A 16,685-nucleotide genomic window follows, 5' to 3' on the forward strand; every position below is an offset into this window, starting at 1 on the left:
AAGCTATTGTCCCACAAGAGGTTTCGCTTCACGCTTCGCTTCTTTCTCAGTTGTCGTCACAGTGACGTTACGAGGTGGTGTCGCAGTATCGGGAAAACTCGCCGCTATTTTGCCAATTCGGCGACGATCCGCTCGAGATCCTCGACCGACCCGAACTCGACCACGATCTTGCCCTTGCGCTTGCCGAGGCTGACCGTCACCCGGGTGTCCAAGCGATCCGACAGCCGCTCGGCCACGTCCTGGAGACCCGGCATGACCATCTGCTTGCGCTTCGCCGACGGCACCGGAGCCTCCGGACCGTCGCCTCGGTTCGCCAGCGTGACCGCCTCCTCGGTGGCGCGCACCGACAGACCTTCAGCCACGATCCGTGCGGCGAGGGCCTCCTGCGCCTCCGTGCCCGCGTCGAGTGAAAGCAGCGCGCGGGCATGCCCGGCGGACAGCACACCGGCCGCCACCCGGCGCTGGACCGCCACCGGAAGCTTGAGAAGCCGGATCATGTTGGTGATGACCGGCCGCGAGCGTCCGATCCGGCTCGCCAACTCCTCCTGCGTGACATCGAATTCTTCGAGGAGTTGTTGGTAGGCGGCCGCCTCTTCCAGCGGGTTGAGCTGTGCCCGATGGATGTTCTCCAACAGCGCATCGCGCAGCATGTCACCGTCGGCGGTCTCGCGCACGATGGCCGGAATCGTCTCGAGGCCGGCCTCCTGCGAGGCCCGCCAGCGCCGCTCGCCCATGACGAGTTGATACTCGACCTCGCCCTGCGCGACCGGGAGCCGTCGGACCACGATCGGCTGCATGAGGCCGAACTCCCGGATCGAGAAGACGAGCTCGTTGAGCGCCTCTTCATCGAAGACCGTCCGGGGCTGTTGGGGGTTCGGCTGGATCTGGGTCGGCCGCAGCTCCCGGTAGACCGCACCGACCTCGTCGCCGATCGGGGCATCCGACGCAGTGGCCGTCGCCTCGGTCGCCGGGGGAGTCGGTCCGGTACCGATCACGACGTCGGCCGCCGCTGCGCCCATCCGCTGGGTGCCCATCGTCGTGGGCTCCTCCGGACCGGTGGGGATGAGTGCGGCCAGACCGCGACCCAGACCGCCCTTGCGCTGATTGTCTCGACTCATCAGGATCTCCTCCTAGCGGGCGGCGCCGTCGGTGGCCGCACCGGCGATCGCGAATTCTCGGGCAGCGTCCACGTAGCTCATCGCGCCACGCGAACCGGGGTCGTAGTCGATGATGGTCATCCCGAAGCCAGGAGCCTCGGAGACCTTCACACTGCGCGGCACGATCGTCTTGAGCACCTTCTCGCCGAAGTGGCGGCGAACCTCCTCGGCCACCTGATCGGCGAGCTTCGTCCGGCCGTCGTACATGGTGAGTAAGACCGTCGAGACGTGGAGATCGGGATTCAGGTGTGCCTGGACCAACTCGATGTTGCGCAGCAGCTGCCCGACACCCTCCAGCGCGTAGTACTCGCACTGGATCGGAATGAGGACCTCCTTGGCCGCAACCATCGCGTTGACGGTCAGCAGACCCAGCGACGGGGGGCAGTCGATGAACACGTAGTCGAACCCGTGACGGGCGAGCGCCTCGGCGTTGAGCGCATTCTTCAACCGGTTCTCGCGAGCGACGAGGGAGACCAACTCGATCTCGGCACCGGCCAGGTCCAGGGTCGCGGGCACGCACCACAGGCTCTCGTGTGCCGGACTCTGCTGTGCCGCCCCATCCAGGGTCGCCTCGCCCAGCAGCAGTTCGTACACCGACGAGATGTCGGGTCGACGGTGGTCAATCCCCAGCGCCGTGCTGGCGTTGCCCTGTGGGTCGAGGTCGACGACGAGGACGCGGAGTCCGTGGATCGCCAGGGCGGCCGCCAGGTTCACCGCCGTGGTCGTCTTGCCCACGCCGCCCTTCTGGTTGGCCACCGTGATGATCCGGGTGGACGCAGGGCGGGGGAGTGGCGGGGTGCCACCCGGGGTGAGGATCTCGCTGGCCCGCGCCGCAGCGGCCGCGATCGGGGTGTCGGCGAAGCCGTCCGTCCCCCCGTTGGCCGACGTTTCACGTGAAACATTCGGTTGGTTACTCGGCACGCTCGTCCATCCTTTGGTCGTTCATGATTGTTCTATTCTGCGCCTGCCGTCCGACACGGACAACGGCGGGCATCGCTATCGTCCGCGTTGTGGATCTCGCCGACGACGCCCGCTCGCGGGCCTCTTGGACTGCTGTGCGGTCCGGGTCCCGACGACCAGCGTCGTCGGATCGGCCAGGACCTTCTCGCCGGCCGTGGCGACCCTCAAGTCCGTGATTCCGGCCGCCTCACACGACTGCCGGTGCTGATCGATCTCCTGCTGTGCACTGGCGCCCTTCATCGCCACCAGTCGCCCGCCGGCCCGGATCAACGGAGCCGACCAGCCGACCAGCCGATCGAGGGGAGCGACAGCGCGAGACGTCACGGCGTCGGCATCACCGTGATTGGCAACCACGGTCGGCTCCTCAGCCCGGCCCCGGACGACGGTCACGTTGTCCAGTCCCAGCGCCTCGACGACCTCGTCCAGAAAGGTCGTGCGCCGGAGGAGTGGCTCAACGAGGACGATCGTCAGATCGGGTCGGGCGATGGCCACGGGTATCCCGGGCAGTCCGGCGCCACTGCCGATGTCGACGACTCGCTCGCCCTCGTCGAAGAGTTCCCCGACGACGGCGCAATTGAGGATGTGCCGGTCCCAGAGTCGGGGAGTCTCGCGGGGCCCGATCAGTCCCCGGGTCACCGCAGCCTCCGCGAGCCATCCGTGATACCCGATGGCGGTGTCGATCCGTTCGCCAAACACAGATTCGGCCGTCTCCGGTATCGGCACTCTCTCCCCTTCGCTCACCGTTTCACGTGAAACATTTCGGCTCACCGCGCCCCGATGTTTCACGTGAAACATCGAGAATCACATGGTTGTCATTCACGGCCATCGAACCGAGAAAGGCCCCGGCAAACGCCGGGACCTTTCCGTAGATCGCTTGTGTGGTTCTAGCTTACGACACCTTGATAACGACGACGCGTCGCTTGGGCTCCGCCCCTTCGCTCTCGCTGACGACCCCGTCGACAACGGCGACGGCATCGTGGACGATCTTGCGCTCGAAAGGCGTCATCGGGTCGAGCGCCTCCCGCTCACCGCTGGCCAACACGCGCTGCGCGACCTCGGTGCCCAAGCCGGCGAGTCGCTCCCGGCGATCCGCGCGCCACCGGGCGATGTCGAGCATCAGGCGGCTGCGATCACCGGTGGCCTGCTGCACCGCCAGGCGGGTGAGCTCTTGCAGAGCATCGAGCACCTCTCCGCGACGGCCGACCAGCTTGGCCAAATCCTTGCCACCATCGATACTCACGATCGCGCGGTCGCCGTCGACATCCAGATCGATGTCACCGTCGAAGTCGAGAAGGTCGAGGAGCTGCTCGAGGTAGTCGCCGGCGATCTCACCTTCCTCGACCAACCGGTCTTCGTCGTCGAGCTCCTCCTCGTCGGCGGCAGGCGAGTCGGCGCCACTCGAGGCGGGGGCGGGGGCCTCAGCGGTCTCGCCATCGCGAGCCTCGGTCTCGTCGGCAGCCACTGCCTCTGTGGCACCTGCCTCGTCAACCGCTGCCTGGTCCTCGGTGACGGCTTCTTCTGGAATCTGCGCATCAGCAGTCATTGGGGGTCTCCTCTATCTCAATGCGAAACGAATGTGGGGGAGGGGCTCAGCGGCCCTTCTTCTTTCTGGCCGCTTGACGGTTCTTCTTCGAGCCGGCGGCCTTCCCCTTCGCCGCAGCCTGCTTGGGCTGCTTCTGGCTGTTCTGGCTGCCCGACTTGTTCGTCGTCTTGGTCCCCGTCGTCGACGACGCCTCACTCTCGGCGGTCTCCGCCTCCGAAGGGGACTCGATTTCATCCTTGAGTGGAACAGCATCGTCGTCGCGCTTGGTCCGGTCTGGGCGGGCTCCCGGCTTGGGTGCGTTGGCTTTGTTCTTCTCCAGCTTTGCCTGGCGCGCTTCTTCTTCCTCGCGCTCGATGCGGCCGAAGACCAGGTGCTGCTGACCGTAGGTCCAGATGTTGTTGCTGACCCAGTAGAGCAGGATCGCGACGGGGAAGAACGGACCGGACACCAGGATGCCGAGCGGGAACACGTACTGCGACAGCATGTTCATGATCCGCGTCTGCTGACTCTCCAGCGCTGCCGCAGGCTGGCGCTTCACCGAGGCGCGGGCGTTCAGGTAGGTCATGAGCGAGGCGACGATCATGATCGGTACGACGACGGCGACGATGCCGATGCGGGTGAACTGCGGGGCACCATGCGTCAGGAACGCATTCCACTGGTCGCTGTCCTGCTTCATCGTGACGAACGAGCCGAGCGGCACCCCGAAGATCCGGGCCTCGAGGAAGTTGGCGACGTCGGCAGGACTGAAGAAGTAGTTCCCGTGCTTCAGGTTCTCTTCCACGCTCATGGTCTCCATGCGCATCCCCATCTGACCGCCGGTGCGGTTGAAGGAGCGCAACACATGGAAGAGACCGATGAAGACCGGGATCTGCATGAACATCGGCAGGCAGCCGAGGAGCGGGTTGAAGCCGTGCTCGCGCTGCAGCTTCTGCATCTCCTCGGCCATCTTGACCTGATCCTTGCCGTACTTCTTGCGGATGGCCTGCATCTGCGGCTGGATCTCTTGCATCTTCTTCGTCGTCTGGATCTGCTTGACGAAGGGCTTGTACAGGATGGCGCGCAGGGTGAACACCAGGAAGACCACCGACAGGGCCCACGCAATACCGTTGCCGTTCGGGGTATCGGGGGTGATGTGGTCGAAGAGCCAGTGCCAGACCCACATGATCCCGGACACCGGGTAATAGATGATGTTCAGCACGTTGTTTCCAGTCCCTTACTGCGATGGTTCCGATGAGCCGGAACGGGGTCATATCCGGGTTTGTGCCACGGACCGCACTTGGCCAGTCGAACCACCGACAGCCAGGTGCCGTAGAGGAATCCGTGTTCCGTCAGTGCCTCAACCGCGTAGGCACTGCAGGTTGGTTCGAAGCGGCAGGTCGGCAGCCGAGTCGGCGAGATCCACACCTGATAGAAGCGGATCATCGCGATCAGAACTCGACTCATCGCCGGACCGCCCGGCTCAACTGCTCGGCCAGTTCCACCGAGGTGCGGTTCGCCGCCGACGGGCGTGCTCGCACCACGAGGTACGTCTCGCTATCGCACTGGGGCAACACGGTGTCGCGAAAGGCGGCCCGGATTCGACGCGCCACCCGGTGGCGCACGACTGAGTTGCCGACCTTCTTGCTGACGATCATTCCCAGGCGGGGGCCACCAGACAGCGCGAGATCGCTCCGGGAACGGTGCGGCCAGGCCGGCACCACCTCGAGCCGATGGACATCGAGGTCAGGGGTACGGATGCGCATCCCCTGTGAAAGAGTGCGCTTGAAGTCGGATCCCCGATGGATCCGGTGCGCGGAGTTCATCGTCGAACCGGCACCGCCTCAGCGGCGATGCGTGATCGAACAGAACTCAGGCGCTCAGCTTTGCGCGGCCCTTGGTGCGACGACCGCTGATGATCGCGCGCCCGGCACGGGTCCGCATACGCAGGCGGAAGCCGTGCTTGCGAGCACGACGACGGTTGTTCGGCTGGAACGTCCGCTTTCCCTTGGCCATCGGATTGACTCCTTCAAGTTGGTGTCCACTCACGCGGACGGTAAACAAGTCTCGGTTGTCGTCGCACGGTGCCGAGGCATCTCGGATGGCAGGGTCACAGATTGGTGTCCCAACCGGCGGCCAGACCGAAAGTCCGCACGACGGACATGACCTGTCGAGGGTACTGGACCCGGTACACCACAATCAAACCGCTGAGCAGGCGAGAACCCGGACAAGGCGCTTGCTTTTGTACACACTTGTGAATAACTGTGTGGAAAACTTGGACCTCCGGAGACCCCCGTGGCATGCTTGAAATTCCGGCAACCGTCCAGGAAGGGGGCGCTACCACCATGCCGAGCGAGTCTTTTCCAGACGTGTGGATGACCGTGATCGACGAACTGAACGACGACACTCGCGTCAACCCGCCCCTGACCCGGCAGCAGAAGGCATGGCTTTCGCTCGTCCAGCCGCTGACGTTCGCCGAGGGGTTCGCCCTCCTGTCCGTTCCCAACCGCGTCGTCCAAGAACACATCGAGCGCGACTTGCGCGACGTCATCTGCACGGCACTGTCCCGGCAGCTCGGCGAATCCATCGACCTCGGCGTGCGAATCCAACCGCTGGCGGTGGAAGCAGACACCGAAGCACCGGCCGGCGATGACGCCCCGGCCGATGACCCGGCGCAGGAATCCGCGCTCGCCGACGACGATTGGAAGTCGCGTCGGCGCCACTTCGGCGGCCGCGACGACAACACCGACTGGTCCGATACCTTCAGTCCCGGCGCCGAGTCACAACCGGTCAACTCCGCGGGAAACCTCCACCCCCGCTACACGTTCGACACCTTCGTCATCGGTGCTTCCAACCGGTTCGCCCACGCCTCCGCGGTGGCCGTCGCCGAAGCCCCCGCCCGCGCCTACAACCCGCTCTTCATCTGGGGGGAGTCCGGTCTCGGCAAGACCCACCTCCTGCATGCCGCCGGCCACTATGCGATTCGGCTGTTCCCCCAACTCCGGGTGAAGTACGTCTCCACCGAAGAATTCACCAACGACTTCATCAACTCGCTGCGCGACGACCGTCGCGTCCAGTTCCAGCGGCGGTACCGCGATGAGGTCGACATCCTCCTCGTTGACGACATCCAGTTCTTGATGGGACGCGAAGGAACCCAGGAAGAGTTCTTCCACACGTTCAACACGCTGCACAATGCCGACAAGCAGATCATCATCTCGTCGGACCGGCCGCCGCATCAGCTCGCCACCCTCGAGGACCGGTTGCGCACCCGGTTCGAAGGCGGACTGATCACCGACGTCCAGCCGCCCGACCTCGAGACCCGCGTCGCGATCCTTCGCAAGAAGGCGCAGATGGACAAGATCGACGTGCCCGACGACGTCCTGGTGCTCATCGCGTCGCACATCGAGCGCAACATCCGCGAGTTGGAGGGTGCACTCATCCGCGTCACCGCCTTCGCGTCGTTGACCAATGCCGAGCTCAACCGATCGCTGGCCGAAGTGGTGCTGCGCAACCTGCTACCCGAGAGCGGCACCTTCGAGGTGAGTGCACCGCGCATCATGGCGGTCATCACCGACTACTTCGGCGTCACCATCGACCAACTCAAGGGACCGTCGCGCAAGGCCGAGATCGTGACGCCCCGACAGATCGCCATGTACCTCTGCCGCGAGCTCACCGATCTGTCACTTCCCAAGATCGGGGAAACCTTCAACCGGGATCACTCCACCGTGCTGCACGCGGAGAAGAAGATCACCGAGCAAATGAAGGAACGCCGCGAGATCTACGACCACGTCCAGGAACTCACCACCCGGATCAAACGTCGGCCGAATCCGGCGTGATCCGGGCTGCCACCGGCAACCCTCAACCAAGTGACGAGGGTTCTGCCGCTGTCACCCGATGCCGCCACACCGGTCGACACGCCGGTCCGGGGTTTGTGGACGACCTACGGAAAACCACACGACTGGTGTGCACAGGACGTGGACAACGATGGAACAACATTGTGCCGGTCCACAGCGCCGGAAGCTTCCCGCAGCTTTACCCACAACCAATCAACAAGAATCCGTAGGGTCTGACCTGCACTGATGTGGGTTACCCACAGTTTCCACCGTGCTTACTAACACTACTTATCTCTCTATAGAGATTTCTTGTAATAGTCGGCGTGTGCACAACCGGGCCTCAGCTCCCGATCGCCAGCATCGTCGTCGAGGATCTTTTGTGACCCGGACCGCCGAGTTGGGCTCGGACGCTTTAAGGTGACCACCATGAAGTTTCGTGTCTCGCGTGACGAGTTCGCGGAGTCGGTGGCGTGGGTTGCCCGCAGCCTGCCGGCCCGTCCCCCGGTGCCCGTTCTCGGTTGCGTCGTGCTCACCGCCGGCGACCCCGGACTGACCGTTTCCGGATTCGACTACGAAGTCTCCGCCGAGGAGGCGATCTCGGCCGAGGTCGCTGAGCCGGGCCGGGTGCTGGTGTCGGGGCGACTGCTGGCCGACATCACCAAGGCGCTGCCGGCCAAGCCGGTGGAGGTCGGGCTCGATGGGGCACGGGTCGCCATCACCTGCGGTAGTGCCAAGTTCTCGCTGCCGACGATGCCGGTCGAGGACTACCCGGAGATGCCGGCGATCCCGCCGACCACCGGCACGATTCCGTCGAATATCTTCGCCGAGGCGATTTCCCAGGTCGCCGTCGCGGCCGGGCGCGACGACACCCTGCCGATGTTGACCGGCGTGCGGATCGAGATCGAGGGACGCACCGTGGTCCTCGCCGCGACCGACCGGTTCCGCCTGGCGGTCCGCGAGCTGGAATGGCAGCCCGGGGACCAGTCGGCTTCCGGTGCAGTCTTGGTGCCGGCAAGAACCCTCGCCGATGCGGCCAAGACGGCCAGTGGCGACTCCGAAACCGAGATCACCCTGGCATTTGGAACGGGTGCGGCCATCGGCGCCGACGGCATCTTCGGCATTCTCGGCGGGGGCAAGAAGACAACCACCCGATTGCTGGACGCCGAGTTCCCCAAGTTCCGCCAGTTGTTGCCGGCCAGCCACACCGCCGTCGCGACGATCGAGAGCGCTCCGCTGCTGGACGCCATCAAGCGTGTGGCACTGGTGGCCGACCGCGGTGCCCAGGTCCGGATGGAGTTCTCCGAAGGATCGGTGCTGCTCACCGCCGGCGGCGATGAAGCGGGTAAGGCGGAGGAAAGCCTTCCCGTCGAGTTCCGCGGTGAGCCGCTGACCATTGCCTTCAACCCGGGTTACCTCCAGGACGGGTTGAATGCGATCGGCGTGCCGACTGTGGACTTCGGTTTCACCACCCCTAGCCGGCCGGCCGTGTTGCGGCCGTCGACGGGGGAGGAGCCGGTCGCCGACGAGAGCGGTGCCTTCCTGGCACCCGATTCGGTGTTCAGCTACCTGCTGATGCCGGTCCGCCTGCCCGGCTGATCGGTGTTCGTCCGCCACCTTTCGCTGCGGGACTTCCGGTCATGGCGCGAGCTCGACCTGGAGTTCGCGGCGGAACCGGCGATTTTGGTGGGGCGCAACGGGTTTGGCAAGACCAATGTGCTCGAAGCCCTCTATTACGTGACCAATCTGCGGTCGCACCGGATCAGTTCGGATGCGGTCATCGTTGCCGACGGTGCCGAATCCGCACAGGTCACGGCGACGGTCCGCAACGAAGGGCGCGAACTGACCGTCGACCTGAATGTGGTGCGCAGCGGGGCGAACCGGGTCGCCCTCAATGGTCGGTCGGTGCGGCGCCACCGGGAAGTCGTGGGCGTCCTGCGGTCGGTGATGTTCGCGCCGGAGGATCTTCTCCTGGTTCGGGGGGAACCGGCTGACCGCCGACGATTCGTCGACGAACTGGTCACCGGGCTGGGGCCCGTAGCGGTCGCGGCCAAGGCCGACTATGACCGCGTGCTGCGGCAGCGCGCCGCGCTGCTCAAGACGGCCGGCGCCGCGTTGCGACGCGGCGGCCCGGATGCCGAATCGGTGATGAGCACCTTGGACGTGTGGGATTCCCAGCTCGCGGCCTTCGGGGCCCAGGTGACGGCCCACCGGATCACCACCGTCGTCGCGGCGGCCCCGCATTTCGAGGCGGCCTATGCCTCGATCGCGCCGCACTCGCGGCCGGCGACCATCGCTTACCGCAGTGCCATCGGACCCGGGGTCGCCGAGGCCGACGGCGCGGCGCGCCCGGTGGAGGACATCGAAGCGCAACTGCTCGAAGCCCTGGCACAGGCACGGCAGAAGGAGATCGACCGGGGCGTCTGCCTGGTCGGTCCGCATCGCGACGACCTCGACATCACCCTGGACGCACAGCCGGCCAAGGGATACGCGAGTCACGGCGAATCGTGGTCGTTGGCCCTCGCCCTGCGGTTGGCCACGGTCGAGTTGATCCGCGCCGATGGGATTGAGCCCGTCATCATGCTCGACGACGTGTTCGCCGAGCTCGACGCGAAACGGCGCGAACACCTGGCCGCCTACACCGACGGTGCTGAACAGCTGTTGGTGACTGCCGCCGTTCCAGAGGACCTTCCGGTTGGCGTACGCGGTCGGCGGTTGGCGGTGCAGATGGAGACCGAGACCGATGACGATGGCGAGATTCGCCGCCGGTCTCATGTCAGTGACGACAGTAGAATCGACGACGATGACTGATCCCGAATCGAGCGAGACCGAGTCGGCCCAAGGGGCGGGCGAGCTCAGCGGATATGAGCTCGCGAAGAAGGCGCTCGAGGACGCCCGCGCGAAGTCCCGGTCCCGCCGCACACCGGCGTCGCGACCGGTCATCGACGGACCGCGGAACAAATCGCGACGCCGCTGGTCGGGCTCCGGACCGGATCACCGCGATCCCCAGTTGCTGGGCAATCTCGTCGGGCGGCTGGCGCAGGCCCCCGGGTGGCAGTCCCGGATGGGGGCGGCAACGGTGATGAGCTCCTGGGACGGCATCGTCGGCGAGGACATCTGTGCCCACGCCCAACCGACGCGGCTGGAGGACGGCATCCTCTACGTGTCGGCCGAGTCCACCGCCTGGGCCACGCAGCTGAGATACGTCCAGAGCCAGATTCTGGCGAGGATCGCCGCCCGCGTCGGCAACGGTGTGGTGACGCAACTCAAGATCACCGGCCCCCAGGCGCCGTCATGGCGCAAGGGGCCCCGGCATGTTCCCGGGCGGGGTCCGCGCGACACCTACGGGTAGAGGCGGTGAGTGACCGCAGCGGCGAATAACCGCCGATTCCTACAACCCGGGGACAATTTCGCCGAAATAATCGATCTGAGAGCGATCTAGCGGCCTGCCATCCCCACTCTAGAGTGAGTCACCCAGTAGGATGGTCTTCGTGCCCGGAATCGGGCTGCCGGGGGCGGAAGCGCCAACCGGGCGCAATTTTAGCGAATTACCTGTCAAGGGAGCGGTGCAAGCGCGTGGCTGAGAAGAAGAAGTCGACGAATAAGAGCGGCGAGTACGGCGCAGATTCGATCAGCATCCTTGAAGGCCTGGAGGCCGTCCGCAAGCGGCCGGGTATGTACATCGGTTCGACCGGCGAGCGCGGGTTGCACCACCTCATCTGGGAGGTCGTGGACAACTCGGTCGACGAGGCGATGGCCGGACACGCGACCCGCGTCGACGTCACCCTGTTGGCGAACGGCGGCGTCGAGGTCGTCGACGACGGGCGCGGTATGCCGGTGGCCATGCACGCAACCGGAGTGCCGGCCGTCGAGGTCATCATGACCCAGCTGCACGCGGGCGGAAAGTTCGACTCGGACTCCTACGCGGTGTCCGGTGGTTTGCACGGTGTCGGTGTGTCCGTGGTCAACGCCCTGTCGACGCGCGTCGAGTTGGAGATCCAGCGTGACGGCTACGTGTGGGCGCAGGACTACACCCGCGCCGAGCCGGGACCGCTGCGCAAGGGCGACGCGTCATCGAACACCGGGACCACGGTGCGGTTCTGGGCTGACCCGGACATCTTCGAGACCACCACGTTCAGTGCGGAAACCGTGGCCCGGCGCCTGCAGGAGATGGCCTTCCTCAACAAGGGCCTCACCATCACGCTGACCGACAACCGGATCTCCGACGACGAGGCGATCGCCGAGGCCGAGCTCGACGGAGACGGCACCGATAAGGCCGAGTCGGTGAAATCGGCCGAGGAGAAGGCCGAGCAGGCGGCGGTCGTCCGCACCCGGACCTACCACTACCCGGACGGGTTGGTCGACTACATCAAGCACCTCAACCGGACGAAGACCCCGATCCATTCGTCGGTGATCGGCTTCTCCGCCAAGGGCGAGGGCCACGAGGTCGAGATCGCGATGCAGTGGAACACCGGCTACGCCGAGTCGGTCCACACCTTTGCCAACACCATCAACACGCATGAGGGCGGTACCCACGAAGAGGGTTTCCGCGCGGCGCTGACGTCGACGGTGAACAAGTACGCCGCAGACAAGAAGCTGATCAAGGAGAAGGACGGGAAGCTGACCGGTGACGATATCCGCGAGGGTCTCGCCGCCGTCATCTCGGTCAAGGTCGCCGACCCGCAGTTCGAGGGTCAGACCAAGACGAAGCTGGGCAACACCGAGGTCAAGAGCTTCGTCCAGAAGGCGTGTAACGAGCACCTCGGCCACTGGTTCGAGGCCAACCCCGCCGAGGCGAAGACCATTATCCGCAAGGCCGTCGACTCGGCCCAGGCCCGCATCGCCGCCCGCAAGGCCCGCGAACTGGTCCGCCGTAAGACGGCAACCGACATCGGCGGTCTCCCCGGCAAGCTCGCCGACTGCCGCAGCAACGACCCGACCAAGTGCGAGGTCTACATCGTCGAGGGCGACTCGGCCGGTGGTTCGGCCAAGTCCGGGCGCGACTCGATGTACCAGGCGATCCTGCCGATCCGCGGCAAGATCATCAATGTCGAGAAGGCGCGTATCGACCGCGTCCTCAAGAACGCTGAGGTCCAGTCGATCATCACCGCCTTCGGCACCGGTATTCACGACGAGTTCGACATCGCCAAGCTCCGGTACCACAAGATCGTGCTGATGGCCGATGCCGACGTCGACGGCCAGCACATCGCGACCCTGCTGTTGACGCTGCTGTTCCGATTCATGCGGCCGTTGATCGAGAACGGGCACGTCTACCTGGCGCAGCCGCCGCTCTACAAGTTGAAGTGGCAGAAGGGCGCCGAACCGGAGTACGCCTACACCGACCGCGACCGCGACCGGTTGCTCGAAGACGGCCGCGCGGCGGGCAAGAAGATCAACACCGATGACGGCATCCAGCGATACAAGGGTCTGGGCGAGATGAATGCCAGCGAGCTGTGGGAGACCACGATGGATCCGTCCATCCGGGTCCTGAAGCAGGTCACCCTCGATGACGCCGCCGCCGCGGACGAGCTGTTCTCCATCCTCATGGGTGAGGATGTTGCGGCCCGCCGTGGATTCATCGCGCGTAACGCGAAGGACGTCCGGTTCCTCGATGTCTGATCGCCGATGACACCAAACTCGTTGCACTGCACCAACTTTGGTGACTGTCCCGAACAGACACCAGCACTGAAGAGGACCCCATGACTGACACCACGCTGCCGCCCACCGACGACGACGGCCACGACCGCATCCTTCCTGTCGACATCCAGCAGGAGATGCAGAACAGCTACATCGACTATGCGATGAGCGTGATCGTCGGGCGCGCGCTGCCCGAGGTCCGCGATGGTCTCAAGCCGGTGCACCGGCGTCTGCTGTACGCGACGAACGACGCCGGCTACCGCCCCGACCGCCCCTACGTGAAGTCGGCCAAGCCGGTCGCCGAGACGATGGGTAACTATCACCCGCACGGTGACAGCGCAATCTACGACGCACTCGTCCGCCTCGCCCAGCCGTGGTCCATGCGGTACCCGCTGATCGACGGCCAGGGCAACTTCGGCTCGCGCGGAAACGACGGTCCGGCGGCCATGCGTTACACCGAAGCGCGTCTGACCCCGTTGGCGATGGAGATGCTTCGCGACATCGACGAGGACACCGTCGACTTCGTCCCCAACTACGACGGCAAGACCGAGGAGCCGACGGTTCTGCCGGCGCGCATTCCGAACCTGCTGATCAACGGGTCCGGCGGTATCGCCGTCGGCATGGCGACCAATATCCCGCCGCACAACCTGAACGAGGTTGCCAATGCCGTCTTCTGGGCGTTGGAGAACCCCAAGGCCGATGACGAGACGATGCTGGCTGCGTGCATGGACGCGGTTAAAGGACCGGACTTCCCGACGGCCGGGCTCATCGTCGGCGGCCAAGGCATCCGTGACGCATACACCACCGGGCGCGGGTCGATCCGGATGCGCGGTGTCGTCGACATCGAGGAGCACAAGGGCACCACGACCCTGGTGATCACCGAGCTTCCGTACCAGGTCAACCCGGACAACCTGATCCAGTCGATTGCCGAGCAGGTCAACGAGGGCAAGCTCAAGGGCATCAGCCGGATCGAGGATCAGTCGTCGGACCGCGTCGGCATGCGCATCGTCGTGACGCTGCGCCGCGACGGCGTCGCGAAGGTCGTGCTCAACAACCTGTACAAGCACAGCCAGCTGCAGACGAGTTTCGGCGCCAACATGCTGTCGATCGTCGACGGGGTGCCGCGCACCCTGCGGCTCGACCAGATGATCCGCCTATATGTCGCCCATCAGATCGACGTGATCGTGCGCCGCACCCGGTACCGGTTGCGCAAGGCCGAGGAGCGCGCACACATCTTGCGCGGTTTGGTGAAGGCCCTCGACGCGCTCGACGAGGTCATCGCGCTGATCCGTGCATCAGCCAACACCGAACAGGCCCGCAACGGGTTGATGGAACTTCTCGACATCGATGAGATCCAGGCCGACGCCATCCTCGCGATGCAGCTGCGCCGCCTGTCTGCCCTCGAGCGGCAGAAGATCATCGACGAATTGGCCGAGATCGAGCGCGTCATCGCCGACCTCAAGGACATTCTCGAGAAGCCGGAACGGCAGCGTGCGATCGTGCGCGACGAACTCACCGAGATCGTCAACAAATACGGCGACGAGCGTCGGACGCAGATCGTGGCGGCCGAGGGAGATGTCGCCGACGAGGATCTCATCGCCCGGGAAGACGTCGTCGTCACCATCACCGAGACCGGGTACGCCAAGCGGACCAAGGCCGATCTCTACCGCAGCCAAAAGCGTGGCGGCAAGGGGGTCCAGGGTGCCGGGCTCAAGCAGGATGACATCGTCGCCCACTTCTTCGTCAGCTCGACCCACGACTGGATCCTCTTCTTCACGACGAAGGGCCGCGTCTACCGGGCCAAGGCTTACGAACTGCCGGAGGCAGCCCGTACTGCCCGCGGTCAGCACGTGGCGAACCTTCTCGCCTTCCAGCCGGAGGAGCGGATCGCCCAGGTCATCCAAATCAAGTCGTACCAAGACGCGCCGTACCTGGTGCTCGCCACGCGCAACGGCCTGGTGAAGAAGTCGCGGCTCGAGGACTTCGACTCCAACCGCTCTGGCGGAATCGCCGCGATCAACCTGCGTGGCGAGGACGAATTGGTTGCCGCGCGGCTGTGCAGCGCCGACGATGACCTCCTGTTGGTCTCCGCACAGGGTCAGTCGATCCGGTTCTCCGCGACCGACGATGCGCTGCGCCCGATGGGTCGCCAAACCTCTGGCGTGCAGGGCATGCGCTTCAACGAGGGCGACGAGTTGCTGTCGATGGTGGTCGTCGACGAGGAGGATTACCTGCTGGTCGCGACCAACGGTGGCTACGCCAAGCGGACGCCGATGGAGGAGTACCCGGTTCAGGGTCGAGGCGGCAAGGGCGTGTTGACCATTCAGTACGACAAGCGCCGTGGCACTCTGATTGGAGCGATCCGAGTCAATCTCGACAGCGAGGTTTACGCGATCACGTCGTCGGGCGGGGTCATCCGGACACGGGCCAAGGAGGTCCGCAAGGCCGGCCGCCAGACCAAGGGTGTTCGTCTGATGAACCTTGATGAAGGCACTACGCTGTTGGCGATCGCCCGAAATGCTGATGAGCCCGACGAGGACTCGACGGACTAGAGCTAGGAGTCGCCACGTGACGACCTCAGGACCCGATCCGAAGGACGACGGCGAGAAGTCGAAGGCCGAGACGACCGAGCAGGCAACTGCTTCGGAGGCCGCGCAGAAGGCTGCTGATTTGGCCAAGACGGCCGAGCAGGGTTCTGCGACCGACGATGCAGGTGGGAACGGTGCTGGGTCCGGGACTTCGGCCGCGGCCGGCGACTCCGGTCCAGCCGATAAGCCCGGGGTGAAGCCGCCGTGGCAGCGTGCCGACGAGTTGGCTCCCGAGACCAGTGGTGCGGTGCCACCGCCGCCCGGCCCTTCGTCGAAGAAGAAGAAGCCGATCATCACCGGTACCGCCGCACCCAAGATCGACGAGCCCAAGATCGACGAGCCCGGGGCGTCGTCGACTGACTCGCCCGAGGCCCAGGATGGGTTCGTCGAATCACCGACCCGCAGTATCGGGCGGTCCCAGCTCAAGGCGAAGGATCTGCCGAATTTGGACGAGATCCACGCTGCGCCGGTGGGTGCTGCGGGTCGCGGAGTACCGCAGGGTCAGCGTTCCGCACCCACCCACGTCGGCTCGGCCGGCGGCTCGCGCGCGTTGCGGGCCACCGTGCAGATCCGTCGGATCGATCCGTGGTCGACACTGAAGATTTCCGCGATTCTGTCTGTGATCGGCTTCTTCATCTGGATGATCGCGGTGGCCATCCTCTACCTCATCCTTGACGGGATGGGGATCTGGTCGCAGGTCAACTCGTCGGTCGGAACATTGACCACCGATGGAGGTGGCGCAAGCGACGCGATCGGCGCAGGAACGGTCTTCGGCTGGGCATTCCTGCTCGGAATCGTCGACGCGATCCTCCTTACGGCGCTCGCGACAGTCGGGGCATTCGTCTACAACCTTTGCGCCGACTTCATCGGAGGCGTCGAAGTCACGCTCGCCGATCTGGACTAATAGTCAGGCGGGTTCGGTAGTCAGGCGGTCAGGCCACAGGTTCCTCCCGGGAGGTGGTCGGGGCCGTTCGTGCGCCGGCGTTGTCCTGGC

At 65.2% G+C, this 16,685-nt stretch carries 14 protein-coding genes and 1 pseudogene; 7 read left to right on the forward strand and 8 right to left on the reverse strand.

Going from position 1 to position 16,685, the window contains the following annotated elements; genetic code table 11:
* Window positions 1-104: 104 nt before the first annotated feature.
* The 8 genes and pseudogenes from nbrcactino_RS01145 to rpmH form a co-directional block, all read right to left on the reverse strand.
* A complete protein-coding gene (locus nbrcactino_RS01145) occupies window positions 105-1,118 on the reverse strand; it encodes a ParB/RepB/Spo0J family partition protein (protein WP_161925698.1) in 1,014 nt (337 codons plus the stop codon).
* 12 nt (window positions 1,119-1,130) lie between these two features.
* Window positions 1,131-2,078, reverse strand: coding sequence for a ParA family protein (locus tag nbrcactino_RS01150; protein ID WP_161925699.1), 948 nt, complete (start codon window positions 2,076-2,078; stop codon window positions 1,131-1,133).
* A gap of 75 nt (window positions 2,079-2,153) precedes the next feature.
* Entirely contained in the window at window positions 2,154-2,912 is a 759-nt protein-coding gene (gene rsmG, locus nbrcactino_RS01155) for a 16S rRNA (guanine(527)-N(7))-methyltransferase RsmG (protein WP_161925700.1), read from the reverse strand.
* Between the two features lie 94 nt (window positions 2,913-3,006).
* Window positions 3,007-3,660, reverse strand: a complete 654-nt coding sequence (locus tag nbrcactino_RS01160) for a Jag family protein (RefSeq protein WP_161925701.1) — start codon at window positions 3,658-3,660, stop codon at window positions 3,007-3,009.
* A 46-nt stretch (window positions 3,661-3,706) separates the two neighbouring features.
* Window positions 3,707-4,858: a membrane protein insertase YidC gene (gene yidC / locus nbrcactino_RS01165; protein WP_161925702.1), complete on the reverse strand. Its 1,152-nt coding sequence runs from the start codon at window positions 4,856-4,858 to the stop codon at window positions 3,707-3,709.
* A 38-nt stretch (window positions 4,859-4,896) separates the two neighbouring features.
* Window positions 4,897-5,103 (reverse strand): annotated as a pseudogene (yidD, locus tag nbrcactino_RS01170) (membrane protein insertion efficiency factor YidD); the annotation flags it as partial.
* The gene (rnpA, locus tag nbrcactino_RS01175; RefSeq protein ID WP_161925704.1) at window positions 5,100-5,462 is read right to left on the reverse strand and encodes a ribonuclease P protein component; all 363 of its coding nucleotides are present in this window, start codon (window positions 5,460-5,462) and stop codon (window positions 5,100-5,102) included. The gene rnpA and the pseudogene yidD, both read right to left, overlap by 4 nt.
* Window positions 5,463-5,508: 46 nt before the next feature.
* On the reverse strand, window positions 5,509-5,652 hold the full coding sequence (gene rpmH, locus nbrcactino_RS01180) for a 50S ribosomal protein L34 (RefSeq protein WP_124246127.1): 144 nt from the start codon (window positions 5,650-5,652) through the stop codon (window positions 5,509-5,511).
* A gap of 359 nt (window positions 5,653-6,011) precedes the next feature.
* Here rpmH and dnaA point away from each other — a divergent pair, with 359 nt between their 5' ends.
* The 7 genes from dnaA (at window position 6,012) to nbrcactino_RS01215 (ending at window position 16,595) form a co-directional block, all read left to right on the forward strand.
* Window positions 6,012-7,472: a chromosomal replication initiator protein DnaA gene (gene dnaA / locus nbrcactino_RS01185; RefSeq protein ID WP_228460605.1), complete on the forward strand. Its 1,461-nt coding sequence runs from the start codon at window positions 6,012-6,014 to the stop codon at window positions 7,470-7,472.
* Between the two features lie 423 nt (window positions 7,473-7,895).
* Window positions 7,896-9,065 carry a DNA polymerase III subunit beta gene (dnaN, locus tag nbrcactino_RS01190; protein ID WP_161925706.1) on the forward strand — a complete coding sequence of 390 codons (1,170 nt, stop codon included), beginning with the start codon at window positions 7,896-7,898 and terminating at the stop codon, window positions 9,063-9,065.
* A 3-nt stretch (window positions 9,066-9,068) separates the two neighbouring features.
* A complete protein-coding gene (recF, locus tag nbrcactino_RS01195) occupies window positions 9,069-10,277 on the forward strand; it encodes a DNA replication/repair protein RecF (protein WP_161925707.1) in 1,209 nt (402 codons plus the stop codon).
* Complete coding sequence (locus nbrcactino_RS01200; RefSeq protein WP_161925708.1) at window positions 10,270-10,818, forward strand: DciA family protein; 549 nt, start codon at window positions 10,270-10,272, stop codon at window positions 10,816-10,818. The genes recF and nbrcactino_RS01200 overlap by 8 nt, the downstream gene beginning before the upstream one ends.
* A gap of 224 nt (window positions 10,819-11,042) precedes the next feature.
* The gene (gene gyrB, locus nbrcactino_RS01205; RefSeq protein ID WP_161925709.1) at window positions 11,043-13,085 is read left to right on the forward strand and encodes a DNA topoisomerase (ATP-hydrolyzing) subunit B; all 2,043 of its coding nucleotides are present in this window, start codon (window positions 11,043-11,045) and stop codon (window positions 13,083-13,085) included.
* An 80-nt stretch (window positions 13,086-13,165) separates the two neighbouring features.
* On the forward strand, window positions 13,166-15,655 hold the full coding sequence (gene gyrA, locus nbrcactino_RS01210; RefSeq protein WP_161925710.1) for a DNA gyrase subunit A: 2,490 nt from the start codon (window positions 13,166-13,168) through the stop codon (window positions 15,653-15,655).
* A 16-nt stretch (window positions 15,656-15,671) separates the two neighbouring features.
* Complete coding sequence (locus nbrcactino_RS01215; protein ID WP_228460606.1) at window positions 15,672-16,595, forward strand: DUF3566 domain-containing protein; 924 nt, start codon at window positions 15,672-15,674, stop codon at window positions 16,593-16,595.
* Window positions 16,596-16,685 lie beyond the last annotated feature (90 nt).

The organism is Gordonia crocea (genome assembly GCF_009932435.1).
In the GTDB taxonomy this organism is placed as follows: domain Bacteria; phylum Actinomycetota; class Actinomycetes; order Mycobacteriales; family Mycobacteriaceae; genus Gordonia; species Gordonia crocea.